The following is a 15,657-nucleotide window of genomic DNA, read 5'->3' on the forward strand; positions in this document are numbered from 1 at the left end:
GTCGTTTCGGAGCGACCGGATGAAAAGGGCGCCCGGAAAGGCCGCGAGATGAGCAAAAAAACCCTGATCGCACCCTCGGTGCTGGCATCGGATTTCTCCAAGCTCGGTGACGAGGTCGAGGCCGTGGCGGCGGCCGGCGCCGACTGGATCCATCTCGATGTCATGGACGGCCATTTTGTCCCCAACATCACCTTCGGCCCGCCGGTGATCAAGGCGATCCGCAACCGCACCAAGGCCTTCTTCGACTGCCACCTGATGATCGCGCCGGCCGATCCTTATCTCGCCGCCTTCGCCGAGGCCGGCTGTGACGGGATGACGGTGCATGCCGAGGCCGGGCCGCATCTCGACCGCTCCCTGCAGACCATCAGGAACCTCGGCAAGAAGGCCGGTGTGTCGCTCAATCCGGCAACGCCGGAAAGTGCCGTCGAATATGTACTCGACCGGCTCGACCTGATCCTGATCATGACCGTCAATCCGGGTTTCGGTGGCCAGGCTTTCATCCCGGGGATCGTCGACAAGGTGAGACGGGTCAAGGCGCTGATCGGCGATCGGCCGATCCGCATCGAGATCGACGGCGGCGTTTCAGCCGAAACGGCTCCCTTGGTCACCGCCGCCGGCGCCGATGTGCTGGTGGCTGGCGCCGCCGTCTTCAAGGGCGGCAGCGTCGAAGCCTATCGCGCCAACATCGAGGCGATCAGGACAGCGGCCGACAAAGCCGCCGGCTGACACGTCACGGGTTGCGCCGTTTCCATTCCGGCAGGCCGGCGAAGGCAATTCCAGGAAAAATGCATGGCGGTTTTCCGTCCGGAATTGCGCGGCAACAAGGCTTCGAACGGGTTGACGCGTTCCATCAGACGCGGAACCGGCGCCAAGGGCTCGCGCGCGGGGCACGATGGGTCGAGGGCCTGCTGCCGAATCGCTGGGCCGGACGGGAGGCCGGATTCGGCTACATTGTCGATGTCCTTTGCGCGCGGCAGAAAAGATGATCGCATGGGCACACAAGCAACAGATGATTCCGCATGCATACTGGTTGCAGAGCCGCACAAATTCGCGTGATCAGCAGCGGTCGGGGGCATATTTCTTCGTTCTTAAGTACAATGGCGCCATCCTCTGCTTGAGCGCCCAGAGGCCGGCGCTATGTGGTACATGTACGGAAGGGGAAATGTTTTTCGGACTCGAATTGCCCAAGACAAGAGTTGGGGGACAGGGAGTCGCTTTTGACATACGGCGCTGCCAATCTGCACGACGACAGCACAGGATCCAAGAGCACGCTTGCCAGCACGGTCTATCATCAACTTCGTGACGATCTTCTCGCCGGCAACCTGGATACCGAAAGCAAGCTACGGGTCGAGTGGGTTGTTTCCAAATATGGTGCCGGTGCCTCTCCGGTCCGTGAGGCCCTAAATCGCCTTGCCTCCGAGGGGCTGCTCGGCCGCCATGACCAGCGCGGTTTCTTCATCATGCCGATCAGCGCAGCGGAGCTCGAGGAGCTGACGCGCACCCGCTGCTGGCTCGAGGAACGGGCGCTTCGTGAATCCATTGCCCATCGCACCGCCGAATGGGAAGAACAGCTGGTGCTGGCGCTGCATCGCCTGGGGCGGGCGTCGCGTCTTTCGCCGCAAAATCTCTCCTCGCTCGATCCGGATTGGGAGAAGTTGCACCGAACCTTCCACCGGGTGCTGATCTCGGCCTGCCGGTCGCACTGGCTGTTGAGCTTCTGCGATCAGCTTTCCGATCACGCCTACCGCTATCGGCAAATGGCCAATGGTGGCGAGGGCGTTCAGCGCGACGACTTCGCCAAACACCGGCTGATCGCCGAATGCGCACTGGACGGCAATGCCGACGGTGCCGTTCAGGCCCTGATCGATCACTACCAGCTGACCACGGCCCTGTGCATGGAACGCTTCAAGCAAGCCGGGGATTCAAAGGCCGCCACCCCGACCCAAAGCACCCGACGGTAGCGGCCGGGTTCTTTCGGCGTCTCACTGCTCACCGCCCGCGACCTTTGCCGCGATCCAGTTTGCTGGACCCGCGTTTGCGGTCTTGACGGCGTGGCCGGGAAACGCGAACTCTTTGCCGTCGGCGCATGCCTTCCCATGGGGATGCCAGGCGCCATTGCCCTCGCTGCAGGAAGACGTCATGAGCAATCATCTGTTCGACGCGTTCCGGTCCCGGATGCCGACGCCCGATCGTTTGTTGATGGAAACCGACGATGGGCGATCGCTGACCTATGGCGACATGCTGGCGCGGTCGGCACAGCTCGCGCATGCGCTCCTGCAACTGGATGTCGAGCCCGGCGACCGCGTCGCCGTGCAGGTCGAGAAGAGCCCGGAGGCGGTGCTGCTTTATCTCGCCTGTGTGCGCGCCGGAGCGGTCTTCCTGCCGCTCAACACCGCCTACACGCTGACCGAGCTCGGCTATTTCTTCGAGGATGCCGCGCCGCGGGTCATTGTCTGCGATCCGGCGAAATCGGCTGACATCGCGCGCATGGTCGAGCCATCCGGTGCCGTCGTCGTCACGCTCAACCGCAACGGCCAGGGATCGCTGACGGACCAGGCATCGCGGCAATCGACCGATTTCCATGACGTCGAGCGCGGCAAGGACGATCTCGCGGCGATCCTCTACACATCCGGAACGACCGGCCGTTCGAAAGGCGCCATGCTCAGCCACGGGAATCTCGCCTCGAACGCACGGGTGCTGGTCGAGCAATGGCGGTTCACATCAGGCGATGTGCTGATCCACGCGCTGCCGATCTTCCATACCCACGGCCTGTTCGTCGCCACCAACGTCATCCTGATGGCCGGCGCCTCGATGCTGTTCGAACAGAAATTCGATCCGGCCCGCATCGTCTCGCTGCTGCCGCGCGCCACGGCGCTGATGGGCGTGCCGACCTTCTACACCAGGCTGCTGCAGCAGGACCGGCTGGACCGCCAGGCAGCGAAGAATATCCGCCTGTTCGTGTCCGGCTCGGCGCCGCTGCTTGCCGAGACGCACAGGGCCTGGCGCGAGCGCACCGGCCACGCCATCCTCGAGCGTTACGGCATGACCGAGACCAACATGAACACCTCCAACCCTTACGACGGCGAACGGCGCGCCGGCACGGTCGGCTTCCCCTTGCCTGGCACCGCGCTTCGTATAGCCGATCCCGACACCGCCAGGCCGCTTGCCCAGGGCGAGGTCGGCATGATCGAGGTGAAGGGTCCGAACGTGTTTTCCGGCTACTGGCGCATGCCGGAGAAGACCAAGGCGGAATTCCGCGCCGACGGTTTCTTCATCACCGGCGATCTCGGCATGGTCGATGCCGACGGCTATGTCCACATTGTCGGCCGCGGCAAGGACCTGATCATTTCGGGCGGCTACAACATCTACCCGAAGGAGCTCGAGAGCGAGATCGACGCGCTCGACGGGGTCGCGGAAAGCGCGGTCATCGGCGTTGCCCATCCCGACTTCGGCGAAGGCGTCACCGCAGTCGTGGTCCGGACGCCGGGGTCGCGGATCACCGGGGCCGAAATCCTTGGCGCCATCGCCGGGCGCCTGGCAAAATACAAGCACCCGAAGCGGGTGATCTTCGTCGACGAATTGCCGCGCAATACGATGGGCAAGGTACAAAAGAATCTTTTACGCGACGCCTATAGGGATCTCTACGCATGCTAGGGAGCGGTTGACGCAATTCTGGACGGAACCCGCCTCACACTTTCCTGGAATTGCTCTCCGACGGCGCCACCTACTTCTGTGGCTTGTGGTTCCGAGCACCGGAACCCCACAAGGCACGCTGGAACAGGCTGCGTTTGCGATTGCGCGGCGCAAGGTCGATGTCGCTGACCAGTTTTGCGCCATCCTTTCGCCGTTCCAGGGTGATCTTGCGGGTGTGGAAAGCTTCGAGCTCGGCGCGGTGCGCCACGCTGATGATGGTGACATCGGGCAATTCGTGGATCACCGTCTTCATCATCTGGTCCTGGCTCTTTTCGTCCAGCGCCGAGGTCGCCTCGTCCAGCACGACGATATCGGGCCTGTGCAGCAAGAGGCGCGCGAAGGCGACCCGCTGCCTTTCACCGCCAGACAGGGTCTGGTCCCATGGGGCTTCTTCTTCGAGCCGTTCGGCAAGGTAGCCCAGGCCAACCTTGTCGAGGGCGGCCTTGATCTGCTTTGCCGCCCAGTTGTCGGCGGCGGCGGGATAGGCGACCGCGCGGCGCAGCGTACCGGTCGGGATGTAGGGGCGCTGCGGCAGCATGAACAGCCGCCGGTCGGGGTGGAAATTGACGCTGCCGCTGCCCCATGGCCACAGGCCGGCGATCGCCCGCACCAGCGTCGACTTGCCCGAGCCGGATTCGCCGGACACCAGCACCCGCTCGCCCGGTTCGACCACCACTTCGGTTTCCTTGACCACCGAGGTGCCATCGTCGAGCGTCACGCAGAGATTGTCGAGGCTGAGCATCGCATCGCCCTTGGTGTTGCCGTGCTTGATGCGCCCCAGTTTATCGTTCTGCTCGGCGCGCTCGAGCCCGTCGAGCGACATCATCAGCGAGGCGATGCGGTGGGCCGAGGCATTCCAGTCGGCAAGCCGCGGGTAGTTGTCGACCAGCCATCCGAAGGCGCCCTGCACGATGGCGAAGGCGGAAGCCGCCTGCATCACCTGCCCGAGCGACATTGAGCCTTCGAGGAATTTTGGCGCGCACAGCAGCACCGGCACGACAGGGGCGAACAGGCTCGAGCCCTGCGAGACCAGTGCGGTGCGCATATGCTGACCGGTCAGCCGCGCCCATCGCTTCAGCACGCCGGCGAAGGTCTTGTCTATGCCGCTGTTCTCCTCTTCCTCGCCTCCCAGCAAGGCGATGCTCTCGCCGTTCTCGCGCACACGCGTCAGCACATAGCGGAATTCGGCTTCGGCCTGATTCTTGTCCTCCGAAAGCCGCACGAAATTGCGGCCGATGATGAACATCGAGGTGGAGGTGATCGCTGCGTAAACCACGGCGGTGATGACGAGGAAGCCGGGCACGGTGATGGTCGAGCCGCCAAGCGGAAAGCTCAGCGCCCCGCCGATCGTCCACAGCACCACGATGAAGGTCGAGGCTGACAGGAAGGCGGAAGTGACCCCGGCGACGAAATCGACGGGCGACTCGGTTGCGACGCGCAGATCCTCCGACAGGCGGGCCTCGGGGTTCTGGTGGTCGCCCTTGACGAGGTTGAGCTGGTAGTAGCGGCCGTGATCCAGCCAGCGCGCGATGACCGAGGTGGTCAGCCAGGAGCGCCAGCGGCGCTGCATCGTCATGCGCAGATAGACCTGCGCGACGACAAGGCCGATGCTGCCGGCCACGAGCGGCAGGAAAATGGCGCTGAGAAAGTACACCGTACGGGCCTGGCGCTGCTCGATGGCGTCAAAGATGGCGCGGTTCCAGACATTGATCCCGTATTGGAAGCCGACATTGGTGCCGATCAGGACCAGCAGGCCGATCGTCAGCGGCCAGGCGAGCCTGTCGCCATGCCGTCCCCAATAGCCGCGCCCGCTGATCCAGAAACGCCTTAGCAGGTATTTCTTGCGCGCCTGAGCCGCCTCCTCGGGCGTCAGTTCCGGATCGGGTTCGACGGCATCCGGCGGTGGGGGCGCGGCGACGCCGACAACCTCGGACGCCGCTTCGGCGGTAGACACCTTCTTGTCACGTGGCTCTTTTTCGCGCGGCTTCTCTTCGCGCGTCTTGTCGTCACGCGGCTTTTGGCGTCGTGGCTTTCCCCGACCCGGCTTCAAGGCGCCGCGCGGTTTGATGCCATCGGCCGGTTCGGATTTGGGTCTCGCCTCGGACATACGCCCGACAACGACCTCGAAATCAAAAGGTTTCATGCCGTTTGTTCGAGATGACAATTCCCGACAGCGCCTGTCATTCCCGGTACAGCAGCCCGGCGACGTGGTCGGCGATCGCCAGGCTTGCCGTCAGGCCGGGGCTCTCTATGCCGAACAGATTGACGAGCCGGCCCGCGCGATGATCGGACGGTCCCTGCACCACGAAGTCGGCGGCGGGTTGACCGGGGCCCGACAGCTTCGGCCTGATGCCGGCATAGGCCGGCTGCAGCGCACCATCGCCAAGGGCGGGCCAATAGCGCCGGATCGCCTCGTAGAAGACGGCGCTTCGGCCCGGATCGACCGTGTAATCCACATGGTCGATCCACTCGACGTCGGGTCCGAAGCGCGCACTGCCGCCGAGATCGAGGGTCAGATGGACGCCAAGGCCACCTTCGACCGGAACCGGATAGATCAGCCGCGAAAAGGGCGACCGGCCCGGAAGGGCGAAATAATTCCCGCGCGCCAGCCACTGCCGGGGGATGAGATCCCTCGGAAAACCGTCGATCCGGCCGGCCACGGCCTGCGCATCGAGGCCCGCGGCATTGATGAAGGCATCGGCCTTCAAGGCGAAGGTCTCGCCATTGGCATCGCGCGTGTCGATCCGGATCCCATCGGTTTCGATCGTGGCTCCGGCGACAGCGGTCAGGAAGGCGAAGGATGCGCCGGCCGCTTCGGCGTCGCCGCGCAGCGACAGCATCAGCGCGTGGCTGTCGACAATGCCTGTCGATGGCGACAGCAGCGCGCCGGCGCATGTCAGCGCCGGCTCCAGGCTTTCGGCCTCGTCGCGCGTCAAAAACTCGAGATCGTCCACCCCGCAGCGCCGCGCATTGTCCTGGATCGCCCGCAACCCTTCCGTCTGGCTAGGCTCGTTGGCGACGATCAGCTTGCCGGGGCGGGCATGGGCGATGTTGTGCTCGGCGCAGTAGGCGTAGAGCCGCCGGCGTCCTTCGACGCAGAGTCGGGCCTTCAGGCTTCCCGGCGCATAATAAAGCCCGGCATGGATGACTTCGGAATTGCGCGAACTGGTCACGGTGCCGATCGCATCGGCCTGCTCGACCACCACCACCTCACGGCCCGACAAGGCGAGCGCCCTGGCGATGGCAAGCCCGACCACGCCTGCTCCGGCGACGACACAATCGATTGTCTGCATGGCCTCGCCTTCAGCGGGAAGCGCCGGCCTCGAACACCTTGTCGCCGCCGATCCAGACGCTTCCTATGTTAAGATCGTCCGACAGAGCAACGATATCCGCCGCCGTGCCGTTGGCAAGGCGGCCAAGCCGATGCGACTGGCCGATCGCCTGCGCCGGGTAGAGCGAGGCCATGCGCAAGGCTTGCGCGAGCTCGACGCCGACGACGCCGTGCATGAACCGCACGGCCGAGATCATGTCGAGATCCGCGCCCGCCAGCGTCCCGTCGGCGAGCCGCAGGCTGCCGTCCTTGCGGTAGATGGTCCGGCCATTGAGCGTGAACGAGGTCATATCAGTGCCGATCGTCGCCATCGCGTCGGTGACCAGCACGATTCTGCCCGGCCCCTGCTTGGCATCCAGCGCGATCCTGATGGTCGCGGGATGGACATGGATGCCGTCGGCGATCAGCCCGGCGGACAATGTGTCGATGTCGATGGCCGCGCCCGCCAGCCCGGGCTCGCGGTTGCCGATCTGGCTCATCGCGTTGAACAGATGGGTGACCACGCTGGCGCCGGCTTCGGCAAAGGCTTTCGCGGTGGCATAACCGGTGTCGGAATGGCCGAGGCTGACGATGATGCCTGCCCCGGCCAATGCCGTGACGCGGGCCGGGTCGACGGATTCCGGCGCGACCGTGGTGAGCAGCACCGGCAGCTTCTGCCGCGCCGCGATCAGTATTGCCTGATCGGCGTCGGTCATCGGCCGGATCAGCGCCGGATCATGCGCGCCCTTGCGGGCGATCGACAGATGCGGCCCTTCGAGATGCAACCCGAGGAAGCCCGGCACTTTTTGTCGCGCGGCTGCTTCGCCGGCGGCAATCGCGGCAGCGGTGATTGCTGGCGTGTCGGTGATCAGGGTCGGCAGCAGCACTGTCGTGCCGAACGGCGCGTGCGCCCGGCAGATGGTTTCGATCGAGGCCACATCGGGGTGGTCGTTGAGCATGACGCCACCGCCGCCATTGACCTGGATGTCGACAAAGCCCGGCACCAGCATGCCGCCGCCAGCGTCGATGGTGCGGATATCGGCGGATAGGGCGCCTTGGCGCAGGATGGATTCGACAAGACCGTCGCGCACGACAAGCGCCGCGTCTTCGTGCCAGTCGTCGCCATCGAAAATGCGGGCGCCGGTCAGGGCAAAACGGTCGCTCATACGGTCTCCGTCACCTTGCGAAGGTTGCGCGGCGTGTCCGGATCGAGACCGCGATGACGGGCGAAAGCCTCGACGAACACGTAGAAGGAGACGATCAGCGTCAGCGGATCGGTCAGCGGGTGACCGGTTGCGACATGCGGCAGGCGCGTGGCGCGCTTGGCAAGCGCGGAGGTGACGAACACCGGCGCGCCCTTGGCCGCCAGGCCGTCGGCGGCTTCGGCGATGGATGGCTCGGACGCATCGCGCGCGGCCAGCGCCAGCACCGGAAAGTCGGGACCGATCAACGCCAGCGGGCCATGCATGACTTCGGCCGCGCTATAGGCCTCGGCATGGATGCCGCAAGTCTCCTTGAACTTCAGCGCCGCCTCGTTGGCCATCGCCGCCGACGGGCCGCGGCCGAGGATGAACAGCGATTTCTGCTTCTCGATCGTTTCCGCGAGTACAGTCATCCAGTCGCAGGCGATCGCTTCGCGGAAATGATCCGGCAATCGGGCAAGCGCCTTGAGAAGCGCTTCGTCGCCGGTGGAATGCGCCATCAGAGCAAGACCGGCGACGGCGGAATTGACGAAGGTCTTGGTTGCCGCGACGCTGCGCTCGGGCCCCGCCAGTATGTCGATCGCATAGTCCGAGGCGCGCGCCAGCGGCGACTCGGCGGTGTTGGTGACGGCAATGGTCAGCGCGCCGCCGGCCCGCGCGGTTTCGGCCATGGCGACGATATCGGGGCTCTTGCCCGACTGCGAGATCGCCAGGCATGCGGAGCCGCCGAGACGCAGCTTGCGGCCATAGATTGAAGCGATTGAGGGGCCGACCGAGGCGACGGCAAGGCCCGCCGTCAGTTCGACGGCATATTTCATGAAAGTGGCGGCATGGTCGGACGAACCGCGCGCCACGGTGACGACGAACTGCGGGTCGCGTTCCCTGATCCCGCGCCCGGCTTCGGCGAGCACGGCGCCGGAGCCATCGAGCAGGCGGGCGACGGCTTGCGGGATCTCCTCGATCTCGCGCTGCATATGCGTGGGGTTGGAAATCATGGTCGGCCCTCTTCGCTCGGCCCTGTCAGCCGCAGTTCGGCGACGAAATCATAGGCGTCGCCCCGGTAAATGGAGCGGGTGAATTCGATGACCTTGCCGCTCGCCAGATAGGAAATACGCTCGATATGCAGGCCGGCAATACCGGGCGGCACTTCCAGCAGCCGCGCGTCGCCGTCGCCAAGGTTGGCGGCCGAGATGCGCTGCACCGCCCGCACCGGCCTGTTGCCGGTCAATTCCAGTGCAGCATAGAGCGAGGAGCCTATCCCCGCCGGGTCGGGCAGCACGCTGGCCGACAGCGAGGCGCGTTCGATCGCCAGCGGCGTGTCGTTGGCGATGCGCAGGCGCGCCACGCGCGCCACGAGTTCGCTCGACGACAGGCCGAGCACCATCATCTCGTCGGGAGAGGGCGCGTAAAGGCCACGGTCGAGCCATGCCGAACGCACCGCCATGCCGCGCCGCGCCATGTCTTCGGTAAAGGAGGTCAGCCGCGACAGCGACTGCTCGACGCGCTCCATGCGCGGCGCCACAAAAGTGCCGGAGCCATGGCGCTGGACCAGGATGCCGCCCTTGACCAGATCCTGCACCGCCTTGCGCACGGTGACGCGGGAAATGTCGGCCTTGGTGGCGATGTCGCGCTCCGAGGGCAGCGCGTCGCCCGGCCCGATCAGGCCCCGGTTGACGGCGTCCTCGATGCTTTTCCTGAGCTGCAGGTAGAGCGGCGCGCCGCTTTGCGACGATTGTTTCAGCGCGGCGAAGATCTGGTCCGCGGCGTCGTTCATCGAGCCGCCTCCGCGTGTCCCGCGAAAAGGCGGGCCGCCATCTGCACCGCACCGCCCAGCGCGTCATCGAGCGGCTCCCTCAGCAGCGCCTTGTAGCGCGCCGACAGGCGCGGCGCGTAGAGCGACGCCAGCCCGCCAAGCAGGCAGAGCGGCGCGTCGTCCGAAAGGCCGAGCGCGCCGAGCGAAGCCTCGACATCGCCGACCGCCTTGTCGACGATCCAATTGGCGACGGCGTCGCCCTTCGCGGCATGCTCGAACACCTTGGGCGCGAAGCCGCCGAAATCGCCCGGCTTGGCATTGGTGGTGAATTCGACGACGTCTTCGGGATTGTCGCGGAAGATGGCCATCATGGCGTCGGCCAGCGGCGAACGCGCGCGCACCCCGTCATGGGCCAGCAGCGTCTGTTCCAGGAGGTCGCGGCCGATGCGGGCGCCGCTGCCCTGGTCGCCGACCTGAAAACCCCAGCCGCCGATGGCGCGCGATTTGCCGTTCCTGCGTGCCATGTAGGCGGTGCCGGTGCCCAGGATCGCCATCGCGCCGTCGCCCGAGCCGACGGCGCCTTCCAGCGCGATCTCCGCGTCGGTCTCGACGCGGCTGGTGCTGAACGGCAGGATCGCTTCGAGCTGTTGCCGGTAGGTGCCGACATTGGCGCCGGCAAGGCCGAGAATGGCTGGCGTCTGACGGATGAGGTCCGGATCCTGGCCGGCGGCGATGAATGCCTGCCGCGCGGCCTCGACGATGTTCGAACGGGCGCCGGTAAGATCGGTGCGGATGTTGGCGGCGCCGCTTTTGGCGCGGCCGACGACGGTGCCGTCCGCCGTTGCAAGGGCGGCCCTGCAGCTGGTGCCGCCGCCATCGATACCGAGCACGAAATTCACGCGATTTCTCCTCCGGGCGGATAATACCAATAAAATACCAATAGCCAAGGATTAATTTCCGTTTCAAAAAGATTAAGGCGTATCTCGTTGAAAAACCCACGTATTTCGTCGGCTCATCGAATTCCTGGCCGCGAAGCCACTAATGCATGTGGACAAGTGGTATTTTTTTGGTATTGTTTCTCCCATTGGAGGAGCAGGGATGGCCGAAACGCGCACCGAGGCGCTGCACAGGAATGCCGAGGGACTGGATATCCAGGCCCCCGAAGCCATCCTTGTTTCGCTGGCGGATGCGCAGGTCGAAGCCGCGAAGGCCGTCCGCAACGCCATTCCCGCCATCGCCAAGGCGGCCGAGATCATCGCTGGCCGGTTGAGCGGCGGCGGCAAGCTCGCTTATGCCGCGGCCGGCAGTTCGGGCCTGATGGCGCTGGCCGACGCACTGGAACTGCCCGGCACCTTCGGCATTCAGCGCGACCGCATCGCCATCCTGGTGGCCGGCGGCGAAGAGGCTTTCAGGACGCTGGCCGGCGGGCCCGAGGATGATACCGAAGAGGCCGCGACGGCCGTCGCCAATGCCGGCATCGGCACGGGTGACTGCCTGATCGCCCTTTCCGCCAGCGGCGCGACGCCCTACGCGGTGCGGGCCATCGAGGAAGCCGCCCGCCGGGGTGCGGCGACCATCGGCATCGCCAACAACAGGGATTCAGCCCTGCTTCGCCAGGCCGAAACCGCCATCCTGCTCGAAACGCCGCCTGAGGTGATCGCCGGCTCGACGCGCATGGGTGCTGGCACCGCGCAGAAGATCGCGCTCAACATGCTGTCGACCTTGACCGCCGTCCATCTCGGCCACGTCCATGACGGTTACATGGTCAATCTCACGGCCGACAACATCAAGCTGCGCGACCGCGCCACGCGCATCGTCGCCGCCGTCAGCGGGCGCGACAGGGACGAAGCGGCCCGGCTGCTCGAAAAGAGCGGCGGCGCCGTCAAGACAGCCATTCTGCTCGCCGCCGGTGCCGACAGCGCCGATGCGGCGCAGAAAATTCTGGAGGGGACCGGCCAGAAGCTGCGGCCAGCCCTTTCCGCGATCGAGGGGAACAAGGGCTCCAAAGCCTAGGTTCTCATCAAAACCGAACCTGAAAAAGGTCAACAGGGAGACTGAGCATGACAACGAAACTACTGACGGCACTGCTTCTGGGCACCAGCATTCTCGGCTCGGCCGGATTGGCTCACGCCGAGGACGTAACGCTCAACATCGAGAGCTGGCGCGGCGACGACCTCTCCATCTGGAAGGACAAGCTGATCCCGGCCTTCGAAGCCAAGAACCCCGGCATCAAGGTGGTGTTCGCGCCATCGGCGCCGACCGAATATGACGCAGCCCTCGGCGCCAAGCTCGCCGCCGGCTCGGCGGGCGACCTGATCACCTGCCGCCCGTTCGACAAGTCGCTCGAACTGTTCAAGAAGGGCAATCTCGCCGACCTGTCCTCGCTGCCCGGCATGGATAATTTCTCCCCCGTCGCCAAGTCGGCCTGGCAGACGGATGACGGCAAGTCGAGCTTCTGCGTACCGATGGCATCGGTCATCCACGGCTTCATCTACAACAAGGATGCCTTCGACAAGCTCGGCATCAAGGTGCCGACGACCCGCGACGAGTTCTTCGCCGCGCTCGACAAGATCAAGGCCGACGGCACCTACATCCCGATGGCCATGGGCACCAAGGACCTCTGGGAAGCCGCGACCATGGGCTACCAGAACATCGGCCCCAACTACTGGAAGGGCGAGGACGGCCGCAAGGCGCTCATCAAGGGCGATCAGAAGCTGACCGACAAGGATTGGGTCGCGCCCTATGAGGAACTGGCCAAGTGGAAGCCGTATCTCGGCGATGGCTTCGAGGCGCAGACCTATCCGGACAGCCAGAACCTGTTCACGCTCGGCCGCGCCGCCATCTACCCGGCCGGCTCGTGGGAGATCGGCCTGTTCAACACCCAGGCCCAGTTCAAGATGGGCGCCTTCCCGCCGCCGGTCGAAAAGGCTGGCGACACCTGCTACATCTCGGACCACACCGATATCGGCATGGGCCTGAATGCGGCATCCAAGCACGCGGACGCGGCCAAGACCTTCCTGTCCTGGGTGGCCTCGCCGGATTTCGCCACCATCTACGCCAACGCGCTGCCGGGCTTCTTCAGCCTGAACTCCTCGCCGGTGAAGATGCAGGATCCGCTGGCGCAGGAATTCGTCTCCTGGCGCGGTAAGTGCAAGTCGACCATCCGCTCGACCTACCAGATCCTGTCGCGCGGCACGCCGAACCTCGAGAACGAGACCTGGGTTGAATCGGCCAACGTCATCAACGGCACCGATACGCCCGAAGCCGCGGCCAAGAAGCTGCAGACCGGCCTCGACAGCTGGTATCATCCAGCGAAGTAAGAGCTCAGGCACGGAGCAGGGCCGTTCCAACTGGGCGGCCCTGCCTCTTCCGATAGCATCGACTGCGAACGACGGCGCCGCCCCTCATCCGCCTGCCGGCACCTTCTCCCCGTATAGTGACGGGGAGAAGGGACGAGCCGCAGCGCTGGCGACCCCCTCTCCCGTCCTTTACGGGGAGAGGGTAAGGGTGAGGGGCAGCGCTGCCGTCGAACGTATTGCCTAGAGCAATTCCAGGAAAAGTGCGTAGCAGTTTTCCGTCCGGGATTGCGTAAGAACAAAAGAGTTAGAGCGGGTCGACGATTCTATCGAACGCCGAACCGCTCTAGACCTTGATCGGCGGGGACCGAACTCATGGCCGCGGAAATACGACCCAAAAGACCGTTTCGCTGGCACATCGCCGTCTTCCTGGCGCCGGCCGTGCTCGTCTATACGGCGATCATGATCCTGCCGCTCGCCGGCACGCTGCAGCTGTCGCTGTTCCGTAATATCGAGCAGCACCAGGTCTTCGTCGGACTGGACAATTTCCGCACGCTGTTCGGCGACCCCAACTGGTCGGTCAATTTCTGGAACGCGCTGAGGAACAATGTCTGGTTCTTCATCATCCACATGCTGGTGCAGAACCCGATCGGCGTGCTGCTGGCCGCGCTCCTGTCCAGCCCAAGGCTCAGGTTCTCGGCCTTCTACCGCACGGCGATCTTCGTGCCGACAATCCTGTCCTTCGTCATTGTCGGCTTTGCCTGGAAGCTCATTCTGTCGCCGCTCTGGGGTGTGGCGCCGCATCTCATGGATTTCGTCGGGCTGAAAAGCCTGTTCACACCCTGGCTCGGCAAGGAGCAATACGCGCTGACCGCGCTCAGCCTGGTTTCGGTGTGGCAGTTCATCGGCATCCCCATGATGCTGATCTACGCCGCCCTGCTGTCGATCCCCGACGAGGTGCTCGAGGCCGCCGAATGCGATGGGATCACCGGTATGTCGCAGTTCTGGAAGATCAAGCTGCCGCTGATCCTGCCGTCCATCGGCATCATCTCGATCCTCACCTTCGTCGGCAATTTCAACGCCTTCGACCTGATCTACACCGCGCAAGGGGCGTTAGCTGGACCGAACTACTCGACCGATATTCTCGGCACCTTCCTCTACCGCGCCTTCTTCGGCTTCCAGCTGCAGGTCGGCGACCCCAACATGGGCGCGACAATCGCCACCATCATGTTCCTGATCATCCTTGGCGGCGTCTGCGTCTACCTGTTCCTCATCCAGACGCGCCTGCGTCGCTACCAGTTCTGAGGGATGGATATGTCGAGCCAAGGCACCCCCCTCTGGCCTGCCGGCCATCTCCCCCTTAAAGGGAGAGATTGGACGTCATCGCCGGTTTCGCCAATTTTGAGCATTGCAAAAAGGGCAGCGACATCGACGCTGCTGATCTCCCCCCCTGGGGGGGAGATGTCCGGCAGGACAGAGGGGGGTGGCCTGGCGCTGTTCCTTGCAATTGCGGCTCGTCAGGAGACCGTCCAATGAGCATCGCCACCCGTTCCCTGCCTCGCACCATCGGTGCCCACGCGATCCTTCTGACCTACACGGCGATCGCGTTGTTTCCGGTGATCCTGGTCATCATGAATTCGTTCAAGTCGCGCGCCGGCATCTTCGGCGCGCCGCTGACGCCGCCGACGCCGAAAACCTTCGACCTGATCGGCTACACCACGGTGATCGGCCAGGGCGATTTCACCCACTATTTCCAGAACAGCTTCGTCGTCACCGTAGGCTCGCTGTTCTTCGTGCTGCTGTTCGGCGCCATGGCGGCGTTTGCGCTGTCGGAATACCGCTTTCGCGGCAACACGCTGATGGGACTCTACCTGGCGCTGGGCATCATGATCCCGATCCGCCTGGCCACCGTCGCCATCCTGCAATTGATGGTGGCGAGCGGACTGGTCAACACGCTGACGGCGCTGATCCTGGTCTACACCGCGCAAGGGTTGCCGCTGGCGGTCTTCATCCTGTCGGAATTCATGAAGCAGGTGTCGGACGATCTGAAGAATGCCGGCCGCATCGACGGGCTGTCGGAATACACCATCTTCTTCCGCCTGGTGGTGCCGCTGGTGCGGCCGTCGATGGCGACCGTCGCCGTCTTCACCATGATCCCGATCTGGAACGATCTCTGGTTCCCGCTGATCCTGGCGCCGTCGGAAGAGACCAAGACGGTCACGCTCGGTGCCCAGCTTTTCCTCGGCCAGTTCGTCACCAACTGGAACGCGATTCTGGCGGCGCTGTCGCTGGCGATCCTGCCGGTGCTGATCCTCTACGTCATCTTCTCGCGGCAGCTGATCCGCGGCATTACGTCGGGGGCGGTAAAGTGAGCGGGGACTGCCAGTTGTCCGTACGGCTGCG

At 64.6% G+C, this 15,657-nt stretch carries 13 protein-coding genes; 7 read left to right on the plus strand and 6 right to left on the minus strand.

What is annotated here, in order from left to right:
- The first annotated feature begins 48 nt into the window (after positions 1–48).
- The 3 genes from rpe (at position 49) to FJW03_RS24860 (ending at position 3,654) form a co-directional block, all read left to right on the plus strand.
- On the plus strand, positions 49–726 hold the full coding sequence (gene rpe / locus FJW03_RS24850) for a ribulose-phosphate 3-epimerase (RefSeq protein ID WP_140766327.1): 678 nt from the start codon (positions 49–51) through the stop codon (positions 724–726).
- A gap of 491 nt (positions 727–1,217) precedes the next feature.
- Positions 1,218–1,961: a GntR family transcriptional regulator gene (locus FJW03_RS24855; RefSeq protein ID WP_140766326.1), complete on the plus strand. Its 744-nt coding sequence runs from the start codon at positions 1,218–1,220 to the stop codon at positions 1,959–1,961.
- A 178-nt stretch (positions 1,962–2,139) separates the two neighbouring features.
- Positions 2,140–3,654, plus strand: a complete 1,515-nt coding sequence (locus tag FJW03_RS24860) for a malonate--CoA ligase (protein WP_140766325.1) — start codon at positions 2,140–2,142, stop codon at positions 3,652–3,654.
- 70 nt (positions 3,655–3,724) lie between these two features.
- Here the strand turns inward: FJW03_RS24860 and FJW03_RS24865 are convergent, their stop codons facing one another.
- The 6 genes from FJW03_RS24865 to FJW03_RS24890 form a co-directional block, all read right to left on the minus strand.
- Positions 3,725–5,800 carry an ABC transporter ATP-binding protein/permease gene (locus FJW03_RS24865; RefSeq protein WP_140766357.1) on the minus strand — a complete coding sequence of 692 codons (2,076 nt, stop codon included), beginning with the start codon at positions 5,798–5,800 and terminating at the stop codon, positions 3,725–3,727.
- A gap of 73 nt (positions 5,801–5,873) precedes the next feature.
- Complete coding sequence (locus FJW03_RS24870) at positions 5,874–6,986, minus strand: NAD(P)/FAD-dependent oxidoreductase (protein ID WP_140766324.1); 1,113 nt, start codon at positions 6,984–6,986, stop codon at positions 5,874–5,876.
- A 10-nt stretch (positions 6,987–6,996) separates the two neighbouring features.
- Positions 6,997–8,169 carry an N-acetylglucosamine-6-phosphate deacetylase gene (nagA, locus tag FJW03_RS24875; protein ID WP_140766323.1) on the minus strand — a complete coding sequence of 391 codons (1,173 nt, stop codon included), beginning with the start codon at positions 8,167–8,169 and terminating at the stop codon, positions 6,997–6,999.
- Positions 8,166–9,200 carry an SIS domain-containing protein gene (locus FJW03_RS24880; protein ID WP_140766322.1) on the minus strand — a complete coding sequence of 345 codons (1,035 nt, stop codon included), beginning with the start codon at positions 9,198–9,200 and terminating at the stop codon, positions 8,166–8,168. Before FJW03_RS24880 ends, nagA begins: the two co-directional genes overlap by 4 nt.
- Positions 9,197–9,979, minus strand: a complete 783-nt coding sequence (locus tag FJW03_RS24885) for a GntR family transcriptional regulator (RefSeq protein ID WP_140612565.1) — start codon at positions 9,977–9,979, stop codon at positions 9,197–9,199. The genes FJW03_RS24880 and FJW03_RS24885 overlap by 4 nt, the downstream gene beginning before the upstream one ends.
- Complete coding sequence (locus FJW03_RS24890; RefSeq protein WP_140766321.1) at positions 9,976–10,857, minus strand: N-acetylglucosamine kinase; 882 nt, start codon at positions 10,855–10,857, stop codon at positions 9,976–9,978. The genes FJW03_RS24885 and FJW03_RS24890 overlap by 4 nt, the downstream gene beginning before the upstream one ends.
- 199 nt (positions 10,858–11,056) lie before the next feature.
- Between FJW03_RS24890 and FJW03_RS24895 the strand changes: the two genes are divergently transcribed.
- The 4 genes from FJW03_RS24895 (at position 11,057) to FJW03_RS24910 (ending at position 15,626) form a co-directional block, all read left to right on the plus strand.
- The gene (locus FJW03_RS24895; protein ID WP_140766320.1) at positions 11,057–11,971 is read left to right on the plus strand and encodes an N-acetylmuramic acid 6-phosphate etherase; all 915 of its coding nucleotides are present in this window, start codon (positions 11,057–11,059) and stop codon (positions 11,969–11,971) included.
- A gap of 47 nt (positions 11,972–12,018) precedes the next feature.
- On the plus strand, positions 12,019–13,278 hold the full coding sequence (locus FJW03_RS24900; protein WP_140746922.1) for an ABC transporter substrate-binding protein: 1,260 nt from the start codon (positions 12,019–12,021) through the stop codon (positions 13,276–13,278).
- 351 nt (positions 13,279–13,629) lie between these two features.
- On the plus strand, positions 13,630–14,559 hold the full coding sequence (locus FJW03_RS24905) for a carbohydrate ABC transporter permease (protein WP_140612555.1): 930 nt from the start codon (positions 13,630–13,632) through the stop codon (positions 14,557–14,559).
- Positions 14,560–14,786: 227 nt separating this feature from the next.
- Entirely contained in the window at positions 14,787–15,626 is an 840-nt protein-coding gene (locus FJW03_RS24910; protein WP_140766317.1) for a carbohydrate ABC transporter permease, read from the plus strand.
- Positions 15,627–15,657 lie beyond the last annotated feature (31 nt).

This window comes from Mesorhizobium sp. B4-1-4, from assembly GCF_006439395.2.
Lineage (GTDB): Bacteria > Pseudomonadota > Alphaproteobacteria > Rhizobiales > Rhizobiaceae > Mesorhizobium.

Bases quoted from the DNA above. Each gene is read 5' to 3' on its own strand.
- rpe (WP_140766327.1), top strand. From the start codon at position 49: ATGAGCAAAAAAACCCTGATCGCACCCTCGGTGCTGGCATCGGATTTC.
- FJW03_RS24880 (WP_140766322.1), bottom strand. From the start codon at position 9,200: ATGATTTCCAACCCCACGCATATGCAGCGCGAGATCGAGGAGATCCCG.
- FJW03_RS24895 (WP_140766320.1), top strand. From the start codon at position 11,057: ATGGCCGAAACGCGCACCGAGGCGCTGCACAGGAATGCCGAGGGACTG.
- FJW03_RS24865 (WP_140766357.1), bottom strand. From the start codon at position 5,800: ATGTCCGAGGCGAGACCCAAATCCGAACCGGCCGATGGCATCAAACCG.
- FJW03_RS24870 (WP_140766324.1), bottom strand. From the start codon at position 6,986: ATGCAGACAATCGATTGTGTCGTCGCCGGAGCAGGCGTGGTCGGGCTT.
- FJW03_RS24910 (WP_140766317.1), top strand. From the start codon at position 14,787: ATGAGCATCGCCACCCGTTCCCTGCCTCGCACCATCGGTGCCCACGCG.
- nagA (WP_140766323.1), bottom strand. From the start codon at position 8,169: ATGAGCGACCGTTTTGCCCTGACCGGCGCCCGCATTTTCGATGGCGAC.
- FJW03_RS24860 (WP_140766325.1), top strand. From the start codon at position 2,140: ATGAGCAATCATCTGTTCGACGCGTTCCGGTCCCGGATGCCGACGCCC.
- FJW03_RS24905 (WP_140612555.1), top strand. From the start codon at position 13,630: ATGGCCGCGGAAATACGACCCAAAAGACCGTTTCGCTGGCACATCGCC.
- FJW03_RS24885 (WP_140612565.1), bottom strand. From the start codon at position 9,979: ATGAACGACGCCGCGGACCAGATCTTCGCCGCGCTGAAACAATCGTCG.
- FJW03_RS24900 (WP_140746922.1), top strand. From the start codon at position 12,019: ATGACAACGAAACTACTGACGGCACTGCTTCTGGGCACCAGCATTCTC.